This is a genomic window from Dactylosporangium sp. CA-152071 (assembly GCF_050936335.1).
GTDB classification, from domain to species: Bacteria; Actinomycetota; Actinomycetes; order Mycobacteriales; family Micromonosporaceae; genus Dactylosporangium; species Dactylosporangium maewongense.
Map to the genome: position 1 here is coordinate 7,590,662 of NZ_JBNJMZ010000001.1, position 19,043 is coordinate 7,609,704.

A 19,043-nucleotide genomic window follows, 5' to 3' on the forward strand; every position below is an offset into this window, starting at 1 on the left:
CCGCCGGAGTCGTCGAGTTCGACGACTACCGGGAAGCCCTCAGGTGCCAGGTGACGTGCTTGCGGAAGTCCGTCACGCCCTCCTTCTCCTCGCTCCACCACTCGACCAGCAGGGTGGCGTGGCGGTGCATGAGGGTGGCGACCTCGTCCTGGGTGGGGAGCTGCCGGTCGGAGCGGCCGGCGAAGACGGCGAAGAGGCAGGGTCGGGCGAGGCGGCCACGGCCGATGACCACGCCGTCGCACCCGGTGGAGGACATCATGTGCAGGGCGTCTTCGGCTTCCCGGATGTCGCCGTTGCCGAGGACCGGGAAGCCGAGGGCCTGCTTCAACGAAGCGATCGCGTCCCACGAAGCCTCGCCTGAGTAGCGCTGCGCTGCGGTACGGGCGTGCAGGGCGACCCAGGCGTCCTGGGCGATGTGGCCCGCTTCGAGCATCGTGATGTGGTCGTCGTCGATGCCGAGGCGCATCTTTGATGGTGACCGGCAGGCCCTGGGCGCCCTCGACGGCGGACGTGACGATATCGCGGAAGAAGCGCCGCTTCCAGGCAGGGCTGAGCCGCCCCCGCGGCGGGTGACCTTGGGGACGGAACAGCCGAACTTTGCGATCTGGCGGACAGCTCCGCATGGCCGGGTCCACTTTTGCGCTGGTCGGGACATGTTTGACCCAGGTATGCTGCGATTGGTATCAGGACACACGCATGTATATCAGGAGGTTGTCATGGCTCGTACCGTCATTGATCTCGACGAAGCGACGCTGGCGTTCGCGCAGCGCCAGCTCGGCACCAAGACCAAGCGCGAGACGATCAACCGAGCGCTCGCGATCGCGGCCGGAACCAGTGCGGACGACCGTGCCCGAGGGCTCGCGTGGCTCCAGGACAACGCGGAACTGATCCTCGACTTCGACGTGCTGGAAGACGGCGAGCGGGCTGGACGATGACCTATCTGGCAGACACCTCAGCTGCGTGGCGCCTGCTGAGGAAACAGATCCCAGATCCATGGCCCCGTTATGTGGCCCAAGGTGTCGTCGCGCTCTGCCCGCCAGTGGAGGCTGAGCTCATGGTCTCGGTGCGTGCTGACCGGGACTATGAGCCGTTCTTCGCCGTGCTGCGCCGAACGTTCGGCTGGTGCCCGACGCTCGACGACCCTTGGCGTCATGTCCTTGCTGTTCAGCGTGATCTCATCAAGATCGGCCATCACCGCGGACCTTCGCCGATGGACATCGTCATCGCGCTGACAGCGCAGGAGCAGCGTCTGACGCTGCTGCACGTCGACGCCGACTTCGACTCGATCGCCAAGGTCCGACCGGGTATTGCGATGATCCGTATCGACCAATCCTGATCGTTGAGCCATTCATCGTGACGGTGCAGGTCATGGGTGGGGGATGGATTCCGCTGTCCACCCGGACCCTGAATCACCTTGCCGGCCTCATCTGCCGGTAACGTGACCAGCGCCGATCCCGCCGGCATCGCCTCGAACCCGGCCGTGAACCCCTGCTCGCCCTGACCCGGCTGCGCAACGGCGACACCTGCACCCGCGTGGCCCACGGGTTCGAGATCGGCGATGGGGTCGACGAGCCGCAGCTGTGGGAGGTCGTCGACCTCATGGCGGAGATGGACGAGCAGGCTTCCGCCGCCAGTCGGTCCGTCGGCGAGGCAGCCGAGGACGACATACCGTTCGACCTGTTGGACGCCGTCGCCATCGAGACCGACCCGCGCGTCCGGCGTCCTGACGTCCGGTGTCACGCTCGCCAACTCCAGCGTCACGGGGGCGGGCCGGGTCCTCTATCGGGTCGGTCTCGTTTGGCGCCATTCGTCGATGAGGGCGGGCATGCGGTCGAGCATGTACTGGTAGAAGTCGCGCATCTCGGTGAGGCGTTGCCCGGCTGGGCTGTCGCTACCGGCGATGGTCAGGCCTTCGTCGGCGGCGGTGGTCATCATGGTCAGCACGGCGTTCTGGCTCGACATGAGCGTTGCCCAGGCGCTGTCACGGAACCGGAAGTGCTCGCGGCGGCTGCCGGGCGCCGGGACCCGTTCGACCAGGCCCGCCGCGGTGAGCTGCTTCAGGGCTCCGGACATGGCTCCGGAGCTGACGCCGAGCTGGGCGCCGATCTCGCCGGCGGTCATCGACTCCTGCTGGCTGAACAGCAGTGCCGCCATGACCCGGGCCATCATTCGCTGCAGGCCGTGGCCGGTGAGGGTCAGGGCGAAGCGTTCGGCGGCGTCGACGAGGTTGGTGTCCACCCGATCATGCTACCGGAAACCGAAGATCTCTGAATCTTCACAAAACTCTGAACTTTCAGTACAGTTGGCCGGGTGACCGTAGACGTGATCGTCGCCGAGAACCTCACCAAGACCTACGGCCGCCGTCGCGGCCTCGCGGGCCTCGACCTCACCGTCCGGCGCGGGGAGGTGCTCGGGTTCCTCGGCCCGAACGGTGCCGGCAAGACCACCACGATCCGGCTGCTACTGGATCTGATCCGGCCGAGCGCCGGGACCGTCCGGGTGTTCGGCCTCGACCCCGGCGCCGATGCGGTGACGCTGCACCGGCGGATCGGGTACCTGCCCGGTGACCTCGTCGTTGACGGCCGGCAGACCGTCGGCACCTGCCTCAGATTTCTGACTGCGCTCCGCGGGGGCGTGCCGCAGGCCCGGATCGACGCTCTCGCGGAGCGGCTCGACCTCGACCAGAAGGCTCGGATCAAGAGTCTGTCGAAAGGCAACCGGCAGAAGATCGGCCTGGCGCAGGCATTCGCCCACGACCCGGAGCTGCTGATCCTGGACGAGCCCACCTCCGGCCTTGATCCCCTGGTGCAGCAGACCTTCTTGTCCATGGTTGGTGAAGCGGCCGCCCGTGGGGCCACGATTTTCATGTCCAGCCACGTCCTGGCCGAGGTCGAGGCGGTCGCCGACCGCGTGGCCATCATCCGCGACGGCAGGCTCGTCGCCTGCGACACCGTGACCGCCCTGCGCGCGTCCGCGGTCCGCCGGATCCAGCTCAGCTTCACCGAACCGGCCGACCTGGCACCGTTCCAGGCCCTGCCCGGCGTCAGCGACCTGCGCATCGACGGCACCGTCCTGCGGTGCCGGCTCACCGGCAGCCCCGACGCTTTGCTCCGCACCGCGGTCCGGCTCACCGTGGAGGGCATCACCGCGACCGAACCGTCCCTCGAGGACCTGTTCCACGACTACTACACCGCGCCCAGCACGGGAGCTTCTGATGCGACCTGAGATCACCATCCGCGCCCTCGCCGACAACTGGCGCAGCCTCACCGGTTGGATCGCCGGCACGACCCTCGCCGCCGTCATGTACGCGAGCTTCTACCCGCAGCTCGCCGACGGGCAGATGGCCGAAGCCGTCGCCAGCTATCCGCAGGCCATGCGCGACGCGTTGCGTATGGACGACCTCACCTCGGCCGCCGGCTACCTCGGCTCCACAGTGTTCGGGATCATCCTGCCGCTCGCCGCCATGCTCTACGGCGCCTTCACGGGCTCTCGCGCCGTCGCCGGCGACGAGGAGACCGGCTACCTCGACCTGCTCCTGGCCCATCCCGCCAGCCGCACCGGCCTCGTGCTGTCCCGATTCGCCGCACTCGCCGCCGGCGCGACCGGCATCGCCGCCACCGTGTTCGTGGCGATGCTCGCCATCCGCACCTCCGCCGACCTGACCGGCATCGCCGTCGCCGGCTTCGCCGCCCAATGCCTCAACCTCGCTCTGCTCGCCATCGTCTTCGGCGCTCTCGGCATCGGCATCAGCGCCGCCACCGGCCGCCGCGCCCTGGTCCTGGCCCTCACCGCGATCATCGGCGTCCTCGCCTACGCCCTGCACGCCTTCGCGCGCCCCATCGGAGTGCCAGGCGCCGCCCGGCTCTCGCCGTTCCACTACTACATCGGCGGTGAACCCCTCCGCAACGGCTTCCAATGGACCCACACCGCCGTCCTGGCCATCGCATCGATCGTCCTCGTCGCCGCCGGAACCGTCTGGTTCAACCGCCGAGACATCAACACCTGACCATCCCGCCGGATCCTCCGGTACCGTGAATGCCGGTGTGCCGGGAAGTCTGGTCGGCGAGTCAGCCGCCACGCCCAGATCCGGCAAGGAGCACCTTGGTGCGCGCCCACGAATCCGACCCTATGACCGACATCGCGCGGCTTCGCGCCGGACCCGTCGAGTATCGCCTGGAGCGCCGCTCCGCCCCCGTGGTGCTGCTCCTGCACGGCGGGCACATGCGCGCCGGCCTGTCGCTGGGTGAGGACGTGTTCGACGGGCACACACTGCTCGTGCCCTCCCGACCGGGCTACGGCCGCACGCCGCTGTCGACCGGCACCACGCCAGTGGGCTTCGCCGACGCCGCCCGCGACCTGTGCGAGCACATCGGCATAACCTCGCTCGCCGCCGTCGTCGGTGTCTCCGGCGGCGGCCCGACCGCCGTGGCGATGGCCGCCCGCCACCCCGGGCTCGTGCGTCGGCTCGTGCTGCAGAGCGCGGTCGGGCCGCTGCCCTGGCCCGACCGGCGGACCCGGCTCGGCGCCCACGTCGTGTTCGCCCCTCGACTGGAGGGTGCGACCTGGGCGCAGGTCCGGCGTCTCCTGCACCGCGCACCCGACACCGTCCTCAAGTTTCTGCTCGACGACCTGTCCACCCTGCCCGCTGAGGCGGTGCTGCGGCGGCTCGCCCCCGCCGATCGCGCCGCACTGATCGACCTGTTCACCCGGATGCGATCCGGGCACGGCTTCGTCAACGACCTGCGCCCCTCACTTGACCTGACCGGCGACGTCAGCCAGCCGGCACTGGTCATCGCCACCCGCAACGACGGCGCCGTCCCTTTCGCCCACGCCGAGGCGCTCACCAGGTCGATCACCCACGCCGAACTCGTCGAAAGCGACGCCGACAGCCACTTCGTCTGGTTCGGCACCAACTGGCCGGCAGTCACCGACCGCGTCCGCCGGTTCCTCGCCAGCTGAGTCAACCCGTACAATGGACTTTGGTGTGCCGGGAAGTCTGGTCGGCGGTGTCTTCGCCGAGCCCTTCCGGAGGAACCTGTGCCACAACCACCTCAGCTGTCGCGTCGCCGTCGTGGCAACCGTCTCTTCGGGCCGGGCAGCTGGGCCGAGGCCAGCCGCATCGCCGAGGTCCTGCGCACCGAAACCGTCGGCGGGATGCTCCTGCTTGCCGCCGCGGTCATCGCGCTGGCCTGGGCGAACTCACCCTGGGCCGACGCATACACCGGCCTCGCCGCCGTCCGGGTCGGACCCGCGGCCCTGCACCTCGACCTGACTCTCGCCGGCTGGGCCGCCGACGGGCTCCTCGCCATCTTCTTCTTCGTCGCGGGTCTTGAACTCAAACGCGAGTTCGTCGCCGGTGACCTCCGCGACCCGCGCCGCGCCGCGCTCCCGGTCGCCGCCGCGGTCGGCGGGATGGCCGTGCCAGCGCTGCTCTTCGTGGCGGTCAACGCCCGGGCCGGGAGCGAGGCGCTGTCCGGCTGGGCGGTGCCGACCGCGACCGACATCGCGTTCGCCCTCGCTGTCCTCGCCGTGATCAGCACCCACCTGCCCAGTTCGCTGCGCACGTTCCTGCTCACCCTCGCCGTCGTCGACGACCTCCTCGCCATCATCATCATCGCGGTCTTCTACACCACCACCCTGCACCTCACCGCGCTCGCCCTCGCTCTCATACCGCTCGCCCTGTTCGGCGTCCTGGTCCAGCGGCGGGTCCGGTCCTGGTGGCTGCTGCTCCCGCTCGCCGGCACCGCCTGGGCGCTCGTGCACGCATCCGGGGTCCACGCCACCGTCGCCGGGGTCCTGCTCGCCTTCACCGTGCCCGTCATGCGGCGCGACGGCGCCCAGGACACCGGACCCGCAGCTCAGACCGGCCTGGCGGAGCACTTCGAACACCGGTGGCGGCCGCTGTCCGCCGGGGTCGCGGTGCCCGTGTTCGCGTTCTTCGCCGCCGGCGTCTCCCTCGGCGCGACCGGCGGTCTGCGGGCCAGCCTCACCGACACCGTCACGCTCGGCATCATCACCGGGCTCATCGCCGGCAAGACGATCGGCATCACCGCCGCGACCTGGCTCGTGCAACGCTTCACCCGCGCCCGGCTTGCCGACGGCCTCGCCTGGCTCGACGTCACCGGCCTCGCCGTCCTCAGCGGCGTTGGGTTCACCGTCTCCCTGCTCATCGGCGAACTCGCCTACGGCCCCGGCACCACCCTGGACGGCCACGCCAAGATCGGCGTCCTCACCGGCTCACTGGGCGCCGCGCTCCTCGCCGCCGTCCTGCTCCGGCTCCGCAACCGCCACTACCGGCAGTTGCGCGAGCAGGAAACCGCCGACACCGACAACGACGGCATCCCCGACGTCTACCAGCACACCCCGGACACCGGCCGGCGACCCGGTCGTGGTTCACAGCCGGAGGTCACGCCGGTGGAAGCCGAGCATGCCGGCGACGGCCGGTAGGTCGGGCGCGGTATACGCGTGCGACGCACGTCTGTGAATGGCTCAGCGCCTCGGATCGCCGGCCTGGTACACATCGGGGATCCCGTCCTCGTCGAGGTCGAGCTCCTCGATCTTCTGTACGCGGCGGTAGTGCGCGTCGCGGATCCGCAGCACGATCGAGGCGAGCACAGCACTGATCAGCGACCCGAGCAGGATGCCGGCCTTGGCCTCGGCGTCGCGTTCGGTGCCCGCGCCGAACGCGAGCTCACCGATCAGCAGGGACACGGTGAAGCCCATACCCGCGAGGATCGATATCCCGAACACGTCCCACCAGCTCAGCTCCGCCGCGAGCCGGGCGCTGGTGAACCGCTGCACCAGCCACGTCGAGCCGAGAACGCCGACCGTCTTGCCCACCACCAGCGCGGCAACCACACCGAGGGTCACCGAGTTCGTCAAGCGGGCACTGAGCGGCCCGTCGCCGATGACGGTGACACCGGCGGCGAAGAACGCGAACACGGGTACCGCCACCCCCGCGGAGATCGGCCGCCACCGCCGCTCGAACCGCTGCGCCAGCTCACAACCGGAGCCGTCCTGCCGGCGCCGTACTGGCACCGCGAACCCGAGCAGCACCCCGGCGATCGTCGCGTGCACCCCCGACTCGTGCATCAGCGCCCAGGTCGCCACGGCGAGGGGCAGCAGCGCCCACCACGCCCGCACCTGCCGGTGGGTGAGCACGCCGAACAGCGTGAGTGGCACCAGCATCAGCGCAAGGGGCGCCAGGTGCACGTCGTCGGTATAGAACAACCCGATGATCGTTATCCCGAGCAGGTCATCGACGACTGCCAAGGTCAGGAGAAAGGTCCGCAACGCCGCAGGCAGGTGGGTGCTGATCACGCCGAGGACAGCGACCGCGAAGGCGATGTCGGTCGCGGTCGGCACCGCCCACCCGGCAAGCGCACCACCAGCGCCGGAGTTGACAGCCACGTAGATCACCGCCGGGCCGATCATGCCTCCGACGGCGGCAAGGACCGGCAGCACCGCCCGCCGCGGATCCCGTAGATCCCCGGCGACGAACTCCCGCTTGAGCTCAAGACCCGCGACGAAGAAGAACACGGCCAGAAGTCCGTCGGCCGCCCACTGGGCCAGGGACAAATCCAGGTGCAGCCCATGCGGCCCGACCCGGACCGCGCTCAGACCGTGATAGGCATCCCGCCACGGGGTGTTGGCCCACACCAGCGCGACCACGGCCGCGACCAGCAACAACGCCCCACCGACCGTCTCGGTGCGCAGGATGTCACCGATCCGGCTGACCTCACCCCACGTCCCCCGCCCCAGCAGCAACGAACGCTGACGAGACCCCCTGGGCTGGTCGGGTGCGGGTCGCATACAGCTCCTATGGGAGGGGTCGACAAAGACATCGCCGACCAGACTTCCCGGCACACCTGACCGCAGATTACGCGATTGCGGAACGCTCCCGGAACCTCGTCCCACGACGGCGACATTGGATGAGCTCGTGCACCGCGGCCAGATGCTCGGCAAAGCCGCGCTTCGGTGAGCGGAATTGCCACCTCATACCAGCGCGGTCAGCCGCCGCTGTCGTCGAGTTCGGCGCCTTCGGGGATGGTGTCGTCGTCGCGGTCTGCGAGCCAGTCCTGGGGGAGGACCACCTTCGCGGGGGTGCCGGTGCGACCGCGCGGCTGGCCGAGGATTTCGCGGGGGAAGGGCACGTCGGGGTCGAGCTGCGACAGTAGGGCGCCGAGATCGGCGAGGGATGAGCTGGTGGCCATGGCGGCGCGGAGTTCGCCGCCGGCGGGGAAGCCCTTCAGGTACCAGGCGACGTGCTTGCGGAAGTCGGTGACGCCTTCCTTTTCGCGGCCCCACCATTCCACGAGCAGCGTCGCGTGGCGCAGCATCAGGGCCGCGACTTCGCCCTGGGTGGGCAGAACCCGGTCGGTGCGTCCGGCGAAGGCGGCGGCGAGATCGGCGAAGAGCCAGGGGCGGCCCAGGCAGCCGCGGCCGATCACCACGCCGTCGCAGCCCGTCTGCGCCATCATGTCCAGAGCGTCCGACGCTTCCCAGATGTCGCCGTTGCCGAGGACCGGGATGTCGAGGGCCTGCTTCAGCTCGGCGATCGCCTCCCACGAAGCCGTGCCTGAGTAACGCTGGGCGGCGGTGCGGGCGTGCAGGGCGACCCACGCGACGCCGGCGTCCTGGGCGATACGGCCGGCGTCGAGCATCGTCTTGTGGTCGTCGTCGATGCCGATGCGCATCTTGATCGTCACCGGGAGACCGGAAGCGCCCTCGACGGCGGAGCGGACGATGTCCCCGAACAGCTTGCGCTTCCAAGGGAGCGCCGAGCCGCCGCCGCGGCGGGTCACCTTCGGGACGGAGCAGCCGAAGTTCATGTCGATGTGGTCGGCGAGGTCCTGCTCGACGACCATCTCGACGGCCTTGCGGATGGTGGCGGGGTCCACGCCGTACAGCTGCAGGCTCCGCGGCTTCTCCAGGGCGCCGAACTGGATCATGCTCATGGTCTTGGGGTTGCGCTCGACCAGGGCGCGGGTGGTGATCATCTCGCAGACGTAGAGGCCGGCGCCCTGCTCGCGGCAGAGTTGCCGGAAGGCGACGTTGGTGATGCCTGCCATGGGGGCGAGCACCACGGGCGGGTCGACGACATAGGGACCGAGCTTCAACGTCACGCCTTCGAGCATGCCATGCCGGGCTACTCGGATAGCCGGTGGCAGCGCGCACAAACGATGCTCGGACGTGATCGAAAAGCGGGGAGACGGAGCAGGTCCAAGCGTCACGACGTGCGGGAATGCGGAAGCCGTAAAACGGACACGAAACGCAACGATGCGCGAAGGTGCTTGGTGGAGCGCTCCCAACTGCACCCGTAAGAGGCGAATGTGCCGTTCCTTGTGCGACTTGTCTCAAGGCCATGCCAAAGCTCGGAACGCCGCTTTACGGTGTCCCGCACACGGGAACCCTAACGATGGCTCAGTCAACCATGGAGGCTTCAGTGGAGAAGTTCGTCTATGACTTCGAAGAGGGTAACCGGGATCTCAAGGACCTTCTCGGCGGCAAGGGAGCCAACCTCGCCGAGATGACCAACCTCGGCCTGCCGGTGCCGCCGGGGTTCACGATCACCACCGACGCGTGCCGGGAGTTCCTGAAGACCGGCCGCCCGCCGGAGGGCATGGACCCGCAGGTGGGCGAGCACCTCGCCGGCCTCGAGGCGAAGATGGGCCGCCGGCTCGGCGACCAGCACGACCCGCTGCTGGTGAGTGTGCGGTCGGGGGCGAAGTTCTCCATGCCCGGCATGATGGAGACGGTGCTGAACGTCGGGCTCACCGACCGCAGCGTCGACGGGCTCGCCGCGCAGGCCGGCGGCGACGAGCGGTTCGCCTGGGACTCCTACCGGCGGCTGATCCAGATGTTCGGCAAGACCGTGTGCGACGTGCCCGGCGAGGAGTTCGAGCACGCGCTCGACGACGCGAAGCACGCCGCGAAGACGAAGGACGACCTGGGCCTCGACGCCGCCGCGCTGAAGGCGCTGGTGCGGACGTACAAGGAGATCTTCCACGAGCACACCGGCCGCGACTTCCCGCAGGACCCGCGGGAGCAGCTCGACCTCGCCGTCAGCGCCGTCTTCCGGTCCTGGAACGCCGACCGCGCCGTGCTGTACCGGCGACAGGAGCGGATCCCGACCGACCTCGGCACCGCCGTCAACGTGGTCGCGATGGTCTTCGGCAACCTGGGCGCCGACTCCGGCACGGGCGTGGCCTTCACCCGGGACCCCGCGACGGGTGAGCCGGGCGTCTACGGCGACTACCTCGCCAACGCCCAGGGTGAGGACGTCGTCGCCGGCATCCGCAACACGATCCCGCTGCAGGAGCTGGCCGACAAGGACCAGAAGTCGTACGACGAACTCCTGAAGATCATGGCGAAGCTCGAGGAGCACTACCGCGACCTGTGCGACATCGAGTTCACCATCGAGCGCGGCAAGCTGTGGATGCTGCAGACGCGCGTCGGCAAGCGGACCGCGGCGGCCGCGTTCGTCATCGCCACGCAGCTCGTCGACGAGGGCGTCATCGACCTCGACGAGGCGCTGCGCCGGGTCAACGGCGCCCAGCTGGCGCAGCTGATGTTCCCGACGTTCGACCTCTCAGGAGGTCCGAACGGGGAGCCCGAGCAGCTCACCCGCGGGGTCGGCGCGTCGCCGGGCGCGGCGGTCGGCAAGGCCGTGTTCGACGCCAAGCACGCGGTGGCCATGGCGAAGGAGGGGGAGCAGGTCATCCTGGTGCGCCGGGAGACCAACCCCGACGACCTGCCCGGCATGATCGCCGCGCAGGGGATCCTGACCAGCCGCGGCGGCAAGACGTCGCACGCGGCGGTGGTCGCCCGCGGCATGGGCAAGACGTGCGTGTGCGGCGCCGACGACCTCGACGTGAACCTCCACAAGGGACAGTTCACGGTGGACGGTCACGTGGTGTCCGAGGGGGACGTCATCTCCGTCGACGGCACCACCGGCCGCGTCTACCTCGGCGAGGTGCCCGTCCAGCCGTCGCCGGTCGTGCAGTACTTCGAAGGCACCCTCGACGCCGAGGCGGACCCGCTCGTCAGCGCGGTGCACCGGGTCCTCACCCACGCGGACGGCAGCAGAAGGCTGAGGGTGCGCACCAACGCCGACACGGGCGAGGACGCGGCGCGGGCCCGCCGGTTCGGGGCGCAGGGCATCGGGCTGTGCCGCACCGAGCACATGTTCCTCGGCGAGCGCCGGTCCCTCGTCGAGCGGCTCATCCTGGCCCGCACCGCGGAGGACCGCGACGCGGCGCTGGAGGAGCTGCTGCCGCTGCAGCGGGCCGACTTCGTCGAGCTCTTCCGCGAGATGCGGGACCTGCCGGTGACGGTGCGGCTCATCGACCCGCCGCTGCACGAGTTCCTGCCGCCGCTGGAGGACCTCGCGGTGAAGGTCGCCGTCGCGGAGGAGCGCGGCCAGGACCCGGGGCACGACAAGGACCTGCTGGACGCGGTGCGCCGCATGCACGAGGAGAACCCGATGCTGGGGCTGCGCGGCGTGCGGCTCGGGCTGGTCATCCCCGGCCTGTTCGCGATGCAGGTGCGGGCGATCGTCGAGGCCGCCGCGCAGGTCGACGGCGCGCACCCGGAGATCATGGTGCCGCTGGTCGGTGCGGTGCAGGAGCTGGAGACGATCCGCGCCGAGGCCGAGAAGATCATCGGCGAGCACGACGTCGACGTGAAGATCGGCACGATGATCGAGGTGCCGAGGGCCGCGCTGACCGCGGGGGACATCGCCCAGGCCGCCGACTTCTTCTCGTTCGGGACCAACGACCTCACCCAGATGGGGTGGGGCTTCTCCCGCGACGACGTCGAGGGGGCGTTCTTCTGGCGCTACCTGGAGCTCGGCATCTTCGGTGTGTCACCGTTCGAGTCCATCGACCGTGACGGCGTCGGCCGGCTCGTGCGGATCGCGGTCGACGAGGGCCGGGCGGCCCGGCCGGAGCTGCACTTCGGGGTCTGCGGCGAGCACGGCGGCGACCCGGAGTCGGTGCACTTCTTCCACGAGGTGGGCCTGGACTACGTGTCGTGTTCACCGTTCCGCGTGCCCGTGGCGCGGTTGGAGGCCGGCCGCGCGGCCGTCGCCGAGCAGCCGACCTCCGACACCCGTTAGGGCGGAACCGCTGCGCTGAGGTCAGACGTCGAGGTCCTCCTCGACGCGGGTCAGCTGGTGCCGGGCCAGCGCGAGGTTGGCCCGGGACCGCAGCACCGCCAGGTACAGGAACAGCCCCTTGCCGGAGCGCCCGGTGAGGGGCCTGATCAGGTGGTACTGGTTGTTCAGCGTGATGAGGATGTCCTCGATGCCGTCCTTGAGGTTCAGCATCTCGATGGTGCGCATCTTGGCGCGGACCACGTCGGTGTTGCCGGCCGCCGCCACGGTCAGGTCCAGGTCCTTCGAACCGCCGAGCACGCCGAGCGCCATGCCGCTGTTGTAGTCCACCAGCGCGACGCCGATCGCGCCGTCGATGGTCATGAGTTCCTTGAGCGCCGTTTCCATGTCCGCCATGGCTACCTCCGTGAGCTTGTTCGTGGGGGAACTGTCGATGGTCTTGGGGGTTGGTTCGTTCGTTCGCCTGGGTCGCCGGTGCGCCCCGCCGTTGCGGCCTACCACCGGGCCGGCTCCGGGATCGCCTGCGCGAAGGTGAGCGCGGCGGTGGCCACCACGTGGGACACCACGCTGATCGACCGTCGCGCCTCGTGGTGCAGCCGCCCGACGTTCGCGTCGGCGGCGGCCAGCAGCACCAGCACGGCACCGTGGCCGGCCATGTACATGGCGACGTGCCCGCCCATGCTGCTGATCAACACCTCCTGGAAGTCGTCCTGGCCGGCGCTGTCGGCGATCCGCTGGCTGACGCCGAGGCACGCCGCCGCGAGCGCGGCGATCCCCTCGGCGACGACCGTCTCGGCCTCGTCGACGATCAGCAGGCCGTCGGTGCTGGCGACCAGGCACCCGGTGAGCTCCGGCACGGCCCGGCGCAGGCGACCGAGCTCCAGCAGGAGCGCGCCGCGCAGTTCCGCATCGGTGGTCATCGTCGCGTTACCTCCATCTCCCGGTCGGCTCATCGCAGGGACTGCAGCGCCGAGCGGATGCGTTTGAGCAGCGTGTCGTCGGGTGCCTTGTCGATCGCGCCCGGCAGCACCGCCAGGGCGGTGACCCCCGCCGGCAGGTGCCTGCGGGTGTCGGTCGCCGGATCCTCGAACGTGAACGTCCCCGGCACCCGCTGCGGCAGGAACTCCTCGCCGCCGCCGCTGACCGGTGCCGAGCCGGCCGGCTGCCCCGCCGCGGCCGGTCCCGTCGCGGCCGATGGCGATGGAGCCGATGACGACGAGGCCGGAGGCGACGCCGTTGCCGCCCGCGCCGCCGGTACCGACGCCGGATCCGCCGACGGGGAAGACGCCGGCGCCGCCGGTACCGACGCCGCAACCACCGACGAGGACGGCGTCGACGACGGCGCTGACGACGACGGGAGCTCGTCCCCGATGGGCGGCGGCGACTCGATCAGGCCCGCCGCCGCGAGCCGCCGCACGTCGAGGGTCACCGCGTACGCGGAGCGCCCCAGCAGGCCGGCCAGGTCCTGCGGGGTACGCTGCCCATCGGCGTGCAGCACGATCTCCCACTGCAGCCCGGACAGCAGCACACGGTCCAGGCCCGGTCGCAGGACCGGCCTGACCGCGGCTGTGTCAGTGACGTCAGAGGGGTGCACCTCGTCGAGGATGCGCCGTTGCCGGGCGACATGGTCGCACAACTGGTCCGCCGTCACGGTGCTCTCGGCGCCGAGCCAGTGCTCGATGTCCGGGGCGAAGCGCAGCTCGGCCCGCTCGGTGGACAGCACGAACCAGGCCGCGTCGTACAACGCGTTGATCGCGCACAGCTCGACCTCGGCCGCGCTGAGGTGCCCGCCCTCCACGAGGGCTCTGGCCGGCCGGGACGGGATCGTCTCCCACACCCGCTCGTCGACCACCCCGGCGGCGGTGAGCAGCCGGTCGACGCTCGGCGCGGCTGGCGACTCGACGCCGTTGACCAGGCCGTCGCGGAGGAAGATCACGCCGCCGGGCTGGCCGACGACGGTCAGCGCGCCGGTCACGCCGAGGCCGGCGAGCTGCTGGAGCGCCTTCACCGGGGTGACGCCACGGCCGAGCTTGGGCTGCTGCCGCCCGTCCTTCACGGTCGCCCTGCCCCGACTGGTCACGCCGCCACCTCCGACATACTTGTCATCATGCAAGTTCCTCGGCGAGGGCGCGGATCCGGCGCCTTGCGATGGCCAGGTTGCCTTCTGCCCGATCGAGCCACACGTAGAGCACCAGCCGCGAGTCGAAGCCGGTCCGGACGGGCCTGATCAGGTGATATGCCGCCGAGGTGCTGATGATGACGTCCTCGACCGTGTCGCCGGGCACCGCCGGGGCGTACGCGGCGGTCTGCATCGCGGCGTGGATGACGCTCGCGGTGCCCAGCGCTGCCGCGGCCGGGTCGGCGTGCGGCGCGACCTGCTCCTGTCCGCCCTGCATGCCCAGCGACTGTCCGGTCGTGTAGTCGATGAGGCTGGCCCCGATGGCCCCCCGGATCGTCATTGCGCGTCGCAGGCAGTCATCGATTGCAGGCACGGAGTCTCCCGTTCGCGGGCGGGGGGCCGGTACAAGGCCGGCGGGCAGGAGGAAGTGGCGCACAGCGGCAGAAGTGAGGGAGGGGCCGTAACGATGCGCTTCCGGCAAATTACCCCAAGCCACTTGATCATCTACTCCGTGCGTTCGGGCGATAACGCTGATCCGATCGGTTACTGCTTTTTGCAATTTGCACGTTTACGGGACATGGGGGTCGGGAAGCGACTAAAGTGCCGTCCCCCCACGCGTTCCGGCATGGCTGCGACGCCCGACGGCGCGGCGTATGGTGGGTCCCCACGCCGTCCACGGAGGTGCGCATGGGGAGCCGGTGGGATGCCTTGATCGTCGATGCGCTCGACCCCGAGCGGCTCGGCCGATGGTGGGCCGAGGTCCTCGACCAGCGGGTCGAGAGCGTGTCCGCGCGGGAGGTCGTGGTCGGCCCCGGCGCCGACGGCCACCCACGGCTGATCTTCCTGCGCCACCAGGACCCCAAGCACGCCAAGAACCGGCTCCACCTCGACCTGCGCCCCGACGACCTCGACGCCGAGATCGAGCGCCTGGTCAACATGGGCGCCCGCCACGTGGACGTCGGTCAGCACGAGGACACCGAATGGCTCGTCCTCGCCGACCCGGAAGGCAACGAGTTCTGCATCCTGCGCCACCCCCGGTAACGGACTTCGGCCGGGCGTACCGCCGGGCCGTCGCCACCGGGCTCGGCCTGCTGACCGTCGCGGCCGGCGCGTTCGCGCTGTACAACGTCCGGCAGATCCTCGTGCAGGTCGCGGTCGCCGTCTTCGTCGCCGTCAGCCTCGACCCGGCGGTGCGGCTGCTGGTCCGCCGCGGGGTGCGCCGCCCGGTCGCGGTCGCCGTGATCATGGTGCTCGCCGTGGCGCTGCTGGCCGGGTTCGTCTGGTCGCTGGCCCCGCCGCTGGTCGGGCAGGCCGGCGACCTGTTGCGCAACGTCCCGCAGTACCTGCGGGAGCTGCCCGAACGGTCGCGGGCCTATCGCGAGGTGGCCGACCGCTACGGACTGACGGCGAAGCTCACCGAGCTCGCCAGGACCCTGCCGGGCAGGATCGGCGGCGGCGCGCTCGGCGTGATCACCAGCGTCTTCAGCGCCGTCCTCAACGTCCTGCTGGTCACCGTGCTCACGGTCTACTTCATGGCCGACCTGCCCCGGATCCGGCGCGGCGTCGTGCGGCTCGTGCCCCGGCGGGGCCGCCCCCACGCGGCGCAGGCGATCGACGTCGTGATCGACAAGGTCGGCGGCTACATGATCGGCAACCTGATCATCTCGCTGTTCGCCGGGGTGTCGTCGTTCGCCTGCCTGTTCCTGCTGGACGTGCCGTTCGCGCTGCCGCTCGCCTTCTTCGTCGCGGTCACCGACCTGATCCCGCTCATCGGCGCCACCGTCGGCGCGGTCGGCTGCACGGTCGTCGCGCTGGTGACCCGTGGGCTCTGGCCGGCCGCCGTCGTCGTGGTCGCGTTCTTCCTGCTGTACCAGCAGCTGGAGAACTACCTGATCGCCCCGCGGGTCCTGCGCGGCACCGTCGACCTGTCGCCGATCGCCGTGCTGCTGGCGGCGCTCGCCGGCGGCGCGGTCCTCGGCGTCGTCGGCGCACTCATGGCGATCCCGGTCGCCGCGGCGATCAAGGTGCTGATGACGCCGATGGTCGACGCCCTCGACGAGCCACCCGCCGGTCGTGCCCCACCCGCCGCCGGCGAGGCGCCTGCCGGTCGTGCCCCACCCGCCGCCGGCGAGGCGCCTGCCGGTCGTGCCCCACCCGCCGCCGGCGAGGCGCCTGCCGGCCGCGAGGCGCCCGCGTCGCCGTCCGGTCCGGTTCCTGCGGCGCGGGACGAAGAACCCGGGAAGACCTCTAAGCTCGACACGTGAACCCGGACGCGGAACGCTACGTGCACGAGCCGCAGAAGGACCGCACCACGACCAGCGCGGACAACGGCCGCAGCCCGTTTCAGCGGGACCGGGCCCGCGTGCTGCACTCCGCCGGGTTCCGCCGCCTCGCCGCGAAGACCCAGGTGCACACGGCGGGCGCCGACGCGTTCCTGCGCACCAGGCTCACCCACTCCCTGGAGGTCGCGCAGATCGCCCGGGAGATGGGCGCCCGGCTCGGCTGCGACCCCGACGTGGTCGACACCGCCGGGCTCGCCCACGACCTCGGCCACCCGCCGTTCGGGCACAACGGCGAGGACGCCCTCGACGAGGTCGCCCAGGCGTGCGGCGGCTTCGAGGGCAACGCGCAGACCCTGCGGGTCCTCACCCGGCTGGAGGCCAAGGTCCTCGCGCCGGACGGCGCCTCCGCCGGGCTGAACCTCACCCGGGCCTCGCTCGACGCGGTGTCGAAGTACCCGTGGCCGCGGCGCGACGGCTACCGCAAGTTCGGCGTGTACGCCGACGACGCGGCCGTCTTCGAATGGCTGCGCGCGGGCCGCACCGATGCCGGACGATGCCTCGAGGCGCAGGTCATGGACTGGGCCGACGACGTCGCCTACTCGGTGCACGACGTCGAGGACGGCGTCCACGGCGGCTACGTCAACCTCGCCACGCTGCGCGCCGACGGCGGCGAGCGGGCCGCGCTGTGCGAGGACGTCGCCGCCGCGTACTCCTCCGAACGCGCCGCGGACCTGGAGACCGTCCTGCTCGACCTGCTCGCCGACCCGGTCCTCGTGCCGCTGGGCCACTACGACGGCAGCCACGCCGCGCAGGTCGCCCTCAAGCGGGTGACGAGCGTGCTCACCGGGCGCTTCGCCGCGGCCGCCGTGTCCGCCACCCGGGCCGCGCACGGCGACGCGCCGGTCCGCCGCTACGGGGCCGACCTGGTCGTCCCGCCCGTCGTGCGGGCGCAGTGCGCGCTGCTGAAGGGGATGGCACTGCGGTACGTGATGCGCCGCCCGGGCTCGAAGCAGCGTTACGCGCAGGAGGTCACGGTCCTCCAGGAGCTCGTGGCCGCCCTGGCGGACCGTGCGCCGGACGGCCTCGACGCAGTCTTCGCCCCGATGTGGCGGGCGGCCCCCGACGACGCGGCCCGGCTGCGGGTCGTCATCGACCAGGTGGCCAGCCTCACCGACCTGTCCGCCACGGCCTGGCACCAGCGGCTGCTGGATCCGGCGGGTTCCGTGGGCGTGTGAACCCATGGCGGATCGCGGACCGGTAGGGAAGGCTGGGACGTATGGCTGACGAGCGGACATTTGTGATCGTGGGCGCGAGCCTCGCGGGGGCGAAGGCGGCGGAGACGCTGCGCGCCGAGGGCTTCACCGGCCGGATCGTGCTGATCGGCGAGGAGACCGAGCGCCCCTACGAGCGGCCCCCGCTGTCCAAGGGTTACCTGCAGGGCGACAAGGACGCCCGTGAGAAGGCGTTCGTCCACCCCGAGTCGTGGTACGCCGAGAACGGCGTCGACCTGCGCCTCGCCACCCGGGTCACCCGCGTCGACCCGTCCGCGCACACCGTCACCCTCGACGGCGTCGACGAGCTGCACTACGACAAGCTGCTGCTCACCACCGGCTCCCGGGTCCGCACCCTCGACGTGCCGGGCGCCGACCTGACCGGCGTGCGCTACCTGCGCACCGTCGACGAGTCCGACGCGCTGCTGGCGCACCTGGGCAGCGCCGAGCGCGTGGTCGTGGTCGGCGCCGGCTGGATCGGCCTGGAGACCGCCGCCGCGGCCCGCAAGCACGGCGCGACCGTCACCGTCGTCGAGGTCGCCGACCTGCCCCTGCAGCGGGTCCTCGGCGACGAGGTCGCCACCGTCTTCGCCGACCTGCACCGCGCCAACGGCGTCGAGTTCCGCTTCGGCGCCTCCGTGGCGGAGTTCCGCGGCGCCGACGGCAAGCTGCGGTCGGTCGTGCTCGCCGACGGCACGGAGCTGCCCGCGGACGTCGCCGTCGTCGGGGTCGGCATCCAGCCCAACACCGAGCTCGCCGTCGACGCCGGACTCGAGGTCGACAACGGCATCCTCGTCGACGCCGCCCTGCGCACCTCCGACCCCGACATCTACGCCGCCGGTGACGTCGTCAACCTCGACCACCCCGGCCTGCGCCGGCGCATCCGCGTCGAGCACTGGGCCAACGCCCTCAACGGCGGCAAGGTCGCGGCGAAGTCCCTGCTCGGCGACGCCACCTACGACCGGGTGCCGTACTTCTACTCCGACCAGTTCGAGCTCGGCATGGAGTACTCCGGCTTCGTCGCACCCGGCGGCTACGACCGGGTCGTCTTCCGCGGCGGCACCTCGGTCGCGGACGGGTTCATCGCCTTCTGGGTCCAGGACGGCCGCGTCCTCGCCGGCATGAACGTCAACGTCTGGGACGTCACCGACGACATCCAGGCCCTCGTCCGCGCCGGCTGGGCCGGCACCACCGTCGACCTGGTCCGCCTCGAGGACCCGAAGGTGCCGCTGGGCGAGCTGCTGGGCTAGCCCGCG

The 19,043-nt window shown here is 70.9% G+C and carries 19 protein-coding genes and 1 pseudogene; 12 read left to right on the forward strand and 8 right to left on the reverse strand.

Features of this window, described 5'->3' with window-relative positions; genetic code table 11:
* Positions 1–25: 25 nt before the first annotated feature.
* Positions 26–655 (reverse strand): tRNA dihydrouridine synthase, encoded by a 630-nt coding sequence (locus ACQEVZ_RS34205; protein ID WP_433374161.1) that lies wholly within the window; start codon positions 653–655, stop codon positions 26–28.
* A 61-nt stretch (positions 656–716) separates the two neighbouring features.
* Between ACQEVZ_RS34205 and ACQEVZ_RS34210 the strand changes: the two genes are divergently transcribed.
* The 3 genes and pseudogenes from ACQEVZ_RS34210 to ACQEVZ_RS34220 form a co-directional block, all read left to right on the forward strand.
* A complete protein-coding gene (locus ACQEVZ_RS34210; protein ID WP_360087581.1) occupies positions 717–935 on the forward strand; it encodes a type II toxin-antitoxin system VapB family antitoxin in 219 nt (72 codons plus the stop codon).
* Complete coding sequence (locus ACQEVZ_RS34215; RefSeq protein WP_433374165.1) at positions 932–1,336, forward strand: PIN domain nuclease; 405 nt, start codon at positions 932–934, stop codon at positions 1,334–1,336. Before ACQEVZ_RS34210 ends, ACQEVZ_RS34215 begins: the two co-directional genes overlap by 4 nt.
* A gap of 32 nt (positions 1,337–1,368) precedes the next feature.
* A pseudogene (locus ACQEVZ_RS34220) lies at positions 1,369–1,561 on the forward strand (IS5/IS1182 family transposase); the annotation flags it as partial.
* A 218-nt stretch (positions 1,562–1,779) separates the two neighbouring features.
* On the opposite strand, the gene ACQEVZ_RS34225 reads toward ACQEVZ_RS34220, so the two are convergent.
* Positions 1,780–2,238: a GbsR/MarR family transcriptional regulator gene (locus ACQEVZ_RS34225; RefSeq protein ID WP_433374168.1), complete on the reverse strand. Its 459-nt coding sequence runs from the start codon at positions 2,236–2,238 to the stop codon at positions 1,780–1,782.
* Between the two features lie 72 nt (positions 2,239–2,310).
* Between ACQEVZ_RS34225 and ACQEVZ_RS34230 the strand changes: the two genes are divergently transcribed.
* The 4 genes from ACQEVZ_RS34230 to nhaA (ACQEVZ_RS34245) all read left to right on the forward strand — a co-directional run bounded on the left by ACQEVZ_RS34230 (position 2,311) and on the right by nhaA (ACQEVZ_RS34245) (position 6,447).
* A complete protein-coding gene (locus ACQEVZ_RS34230) occupies positions 2,311–3,225 on the forward strand; it encodes an ATP-binding cassette domain-containing protein (RefSeq protein WP_433374171.1) in 915 nt (304 codons plus the stop codon).
* Positions 3,215–4,006, forward strand: coding sequence for an ABC transporter permease subunit (locus tag ACQEVZ_RS34235; RefSeq protein ID WP_433374174.1), 792 nt, complete (start codon positions 3,215–3,217; stop codon positions 4,004–4,006). The genes ACQEVZ_RS34230 and ACQEVZ_RS34235 overlap by 11 nt, the downstream gene beginning before the upstream one ends.
* A 122-nt stretch (positions 4,007–4,128) precedes the next feature.
* Positions 4,129–4,959, forward strand: a complete 831-nt coding sequence (locus ACQEVZ_RS34240) for an alpha/beta fold hydrolase (RefSeq protein ID WP_433374177.1) — start codon at positions 4,129–4,131, stop codon at positions 4,957–4,959.
* Between the two features lie 78 nt (positions 4,960–5,037).
* Complete coding sequence (nhaA, locus tag ACQEVZ_RS34245; RefSeq protein ID WP_433374180.1) at positions 5,038–6,447, forward strand: Na+/H+ antiporter NhaA; 1,410 nt, start codon at positions 5,038–5,040, stop codon at positions 6,445–6,447.
* A 42-nt stretch (positions 6,448–6,489) separates the two neighbouring features.
* Here the strand turns inward: nhaA (ACQEVZ_RS34245) and nhaA (ACQEVZ_RS34250) are convergent, their stop codons facing one another.
* Both nhaA (ACQEVZ_RS34250) and dusB read right to left on the reverse strand, forming a co-directional pair.
* Positions 6,490–7,812: a Na+/H+ antiporter NhaA gene (gene nhaA / locus ACQEVZ_RS34250; RefSeq protein ID WP_433374183.1), complete on the reverse strand. Its 1,323-nt coding sequence runs from the start codon at positions 7,810–7,812 to the stop codon at positions 6,490–6,492.
* 197 nt (positions 7,813–8,009) lie between these two features.
* On the reverse strand, positions 8,010–9,137 hold the full coding sequence (dusB, locus tag ACQEVZ_RS34255) for a tRNA dihydrouridine synthase DusB (protein WP_433377139.1): 1,128 nt from the start codon (positions 9,135–9,137) through the stop codon (positions 8,010–8,012).
* 296 nt (positions 9,138–9,433) lie between these two features.
* Between dusB and ppdK the strand changes: the two genes are divergently transcribed.
* On the forward strand, positions 9,434–12,118 hold the full coding sequence (ppdK, locus tag ACQEVZ_RS34260; RefSeq protein WP_433374186.1) for a pyruvate, phosphate dikinase: 2,685 nt from the start codon (positions 9,434–9,436) through the stop codon (positions 12,116–12,118).
* 21 nt (positions 12,119–12,139) lie between these two features.
* Here the strand turns inward: ppdK and ACQEVZ_RS34265 are convergent, their stop codons facing one another.
* From ACQEVZ_RS34265 to ACQEVZ_RS34280, 4 genes are all read right to left on the reverse strand, one after another.
* Positions 12,140–12,511 (reverse strand): hypothetical protein, encoded by a 372-nt coding sequence (locus ACQEVZ_RS34265; RefSeq protein WP_433374189.1) that lies wholly within the window; start codon positions 12,509–12,511, stop codon positions 12,140–12,142.
* 98 nt (positions 12,512–12,609) lie between these two features.
* Positions 12,610–13,035: a roadblock/LC7 domain-containing protein gene (locus ACQEVZ_RS34270; protein ID WP_344511888.1), complete on the reverse strand. Its 426-nt coding sequence runs from the start codon at positions 13,033–13,035 to the stop codon at positions 12,610–12,612.
* A 29-nt stretch (positions 13,036–13,064) separates the two neighbouring features.
* Positions 13,065–14,195 carry a hypothetical protein gene (locus ACQEVZ_RS34275; protein ID WP_433374192.1) on the reverse strand — a complete coding sequence of 377 codons (1,131 nt, stop codon included), beginning with the start codon at positions 14,193–14,195 and terminating at the stop codon, positions 13,065–13,067.
* A gap of 25 nt (positions 14,196–14,220) precedes the next feature.
* Positions 14,221–14,574 carry a hypothetical protein gene (locus tag ACQEVZ_RS34280; protein WP_344511886.1) on the reverse strand — a complete coding sequence of 118 codons (354 nt, stop codon included), beginning with the start codon at positions 14,572–14,574 and terminating at the stop codon, positions 14,221–14,223.
* Between the two features lie 347 nt (positions 14,575–14,921).
* Here ACQEVZ_RS34280 and ACQEVZ_RS34285 point away from each other — a divergent pair, with 347 nt between their 5' ends.
* From ACQEVZ_RS34285 to ACQEVZ_RS34300, 4 genes are all read left to right on the forward strand, one after another.
* Complete coding sequence (locus tag ACQEVZ_RS34285) at positions 14,922–15,275, forward strand: VOC family protein (RefSeq protein ID WP_433374196.1); 354 nt, start codon at positions 14,922–14,924, stop codon at positions 15,273–15,275.
* Entirely contained in the window at positions 15,215–16,498 is a 1,284-nt protein-coding gene (locus ACQEVZ_RS34290) for an AI-2E family transporter (RefSeq protein WP_433374199.1), read from the forward strand. The genes ACQEVZ_RS34285 and ACQEVZ_RS34290 overlap by 61 nt, the downstream gene beginning before the upstream one ends.
* Positions 16,495–17,751 carry a deoxyguanosinetriphosphate triphosphohydrolase gene (locus ACQEVZ_RS34295; RefSeq protein ID WP_433374202.1) on the forward strand — a complete coding sequence of 419 codons (1,257 nt, stop codon included), beginning with the start codon at positions 16,495–16,497 and terminating at the stop codon, positions 17,749–17,751. Before ACQEVZ_RS34290 ends, ACQEVZ_RS34295 begins: the two co-directional genes overlap by 4 nt.
* 68 nt (positions 17,752–17,819) lie before the next feature.
* Positions 17,820–19,037 carry an NAD(P)/FAD-dependent oxidoreductase gene (locus ACQEVZ_RS34300; RefSeq protein ID WP_354891226.1) on the forward strand — a complete coding sequence of 406 codons (1,218 nt, stop codon included), beginning with the start codon at positions 17,820–17,822 and terminating at the stop codon, positions 19,035–19,037.
* Positions 19,038–19,043 lie beyond the last annotated feature (6 nt).

Excerpts from the sequence above, each read along its gene's own strand:
- ACQEVZ_RS34205 (WP_433374161.1), bottom strand. The coding sequence starts at position 655 with ATGTCCCGACCAGCGCAAAAGTGGACCCGGCCATGCGGAGCTGTCCGC.
- ACQEVZ_RS34210 (WP_360087581.1), top strand. The coding sequence starts at position 717 with ATGGCTCGTACCGTCATTGATCTCGACGAAGCGACGCTGGCGTTCGCG.
- ACQEVZ_RS34215 (WP_433374165.1), top strand. The coding sequence starts at position 932 with ATGACCTATCTGGCAGACACCTCAGCTGCGTGGCGCCTGCTGAGGAAA.
- ACQEVZ_RS34235 (WP_433374174.1), top strand. The coding sequence starts at position 3,215 with ATGCGACCTGAGATCACCATCCGCGCCCTCGCCGACAACTGGCGCAGC.
- ACQEVZ_RS34240 (WP_433374177.1), top strand. The coding sequence starts at position 4,129 with ATGACCGACATCGCGCGGCTTCGCGCCGGACCCGTCGAGTATCGCCTG.
- nhaA (WP_433374183.1), bottom strand. The coding sequence starts at position 7,812 with ATGCGACCCGCACCCGACCAGCCCAGGGGGTCTCGTCAGCGTTCGTTG.
- dusB (WP_433377139.1), bottom strand. The coding sequence starts at position 9,137 with ATGCTCGAAGGCGTGACGTTGAAGCTCGGTCCCTATGTCGTCGACCCG.
- ppdK (WP_433374186.1), top strand. The coding sequence starts at position 9,434 with ATGGAGGCTTCAGTGGAGAAGTTCGTCTATGACTTCGAAGAGGGTAAC.
- ACQEVZ_RS34265 (WP_433374189.1), bottom strand. The coding sequence starts at position 12,511 with ATGGCGGACATGGAAACGGCGCTCAAGGAACTCATGACCATCGACGGC.
- ACQEVZ_RS34270 (WP_344511888.1), bottom strand. The coding sequence starts at position 13,035 with ATGACCACCGATGCGGAACTGCGCGGCGCGCTCCTGCTGGAGCTCGGT.
- ACQEVZ_RS34280 (WP_344511886.1), bottom strand. The coding sequence starts at position 14,574 with ATGACGATCCGGGGGGCCATCGGGGCCAGCCTCATCGACTACACGACC.
- ACQEVZ_RS34285 (WP_433374196.1), top strand. The coding sequence starts at position 14,922 with ATGGGGAGCCGGTGGGATGCCTTGATCGTCGATGCGCTCGACCCCGAG.
- ACQEVZ_RS34290 (WP_433374199.1), top strand. The coding sequence starts at position 15,215 with ATGGCTCGTCCTCGCCGACCCGGAAGGCAACGAGTTCTGCATCCTGCG.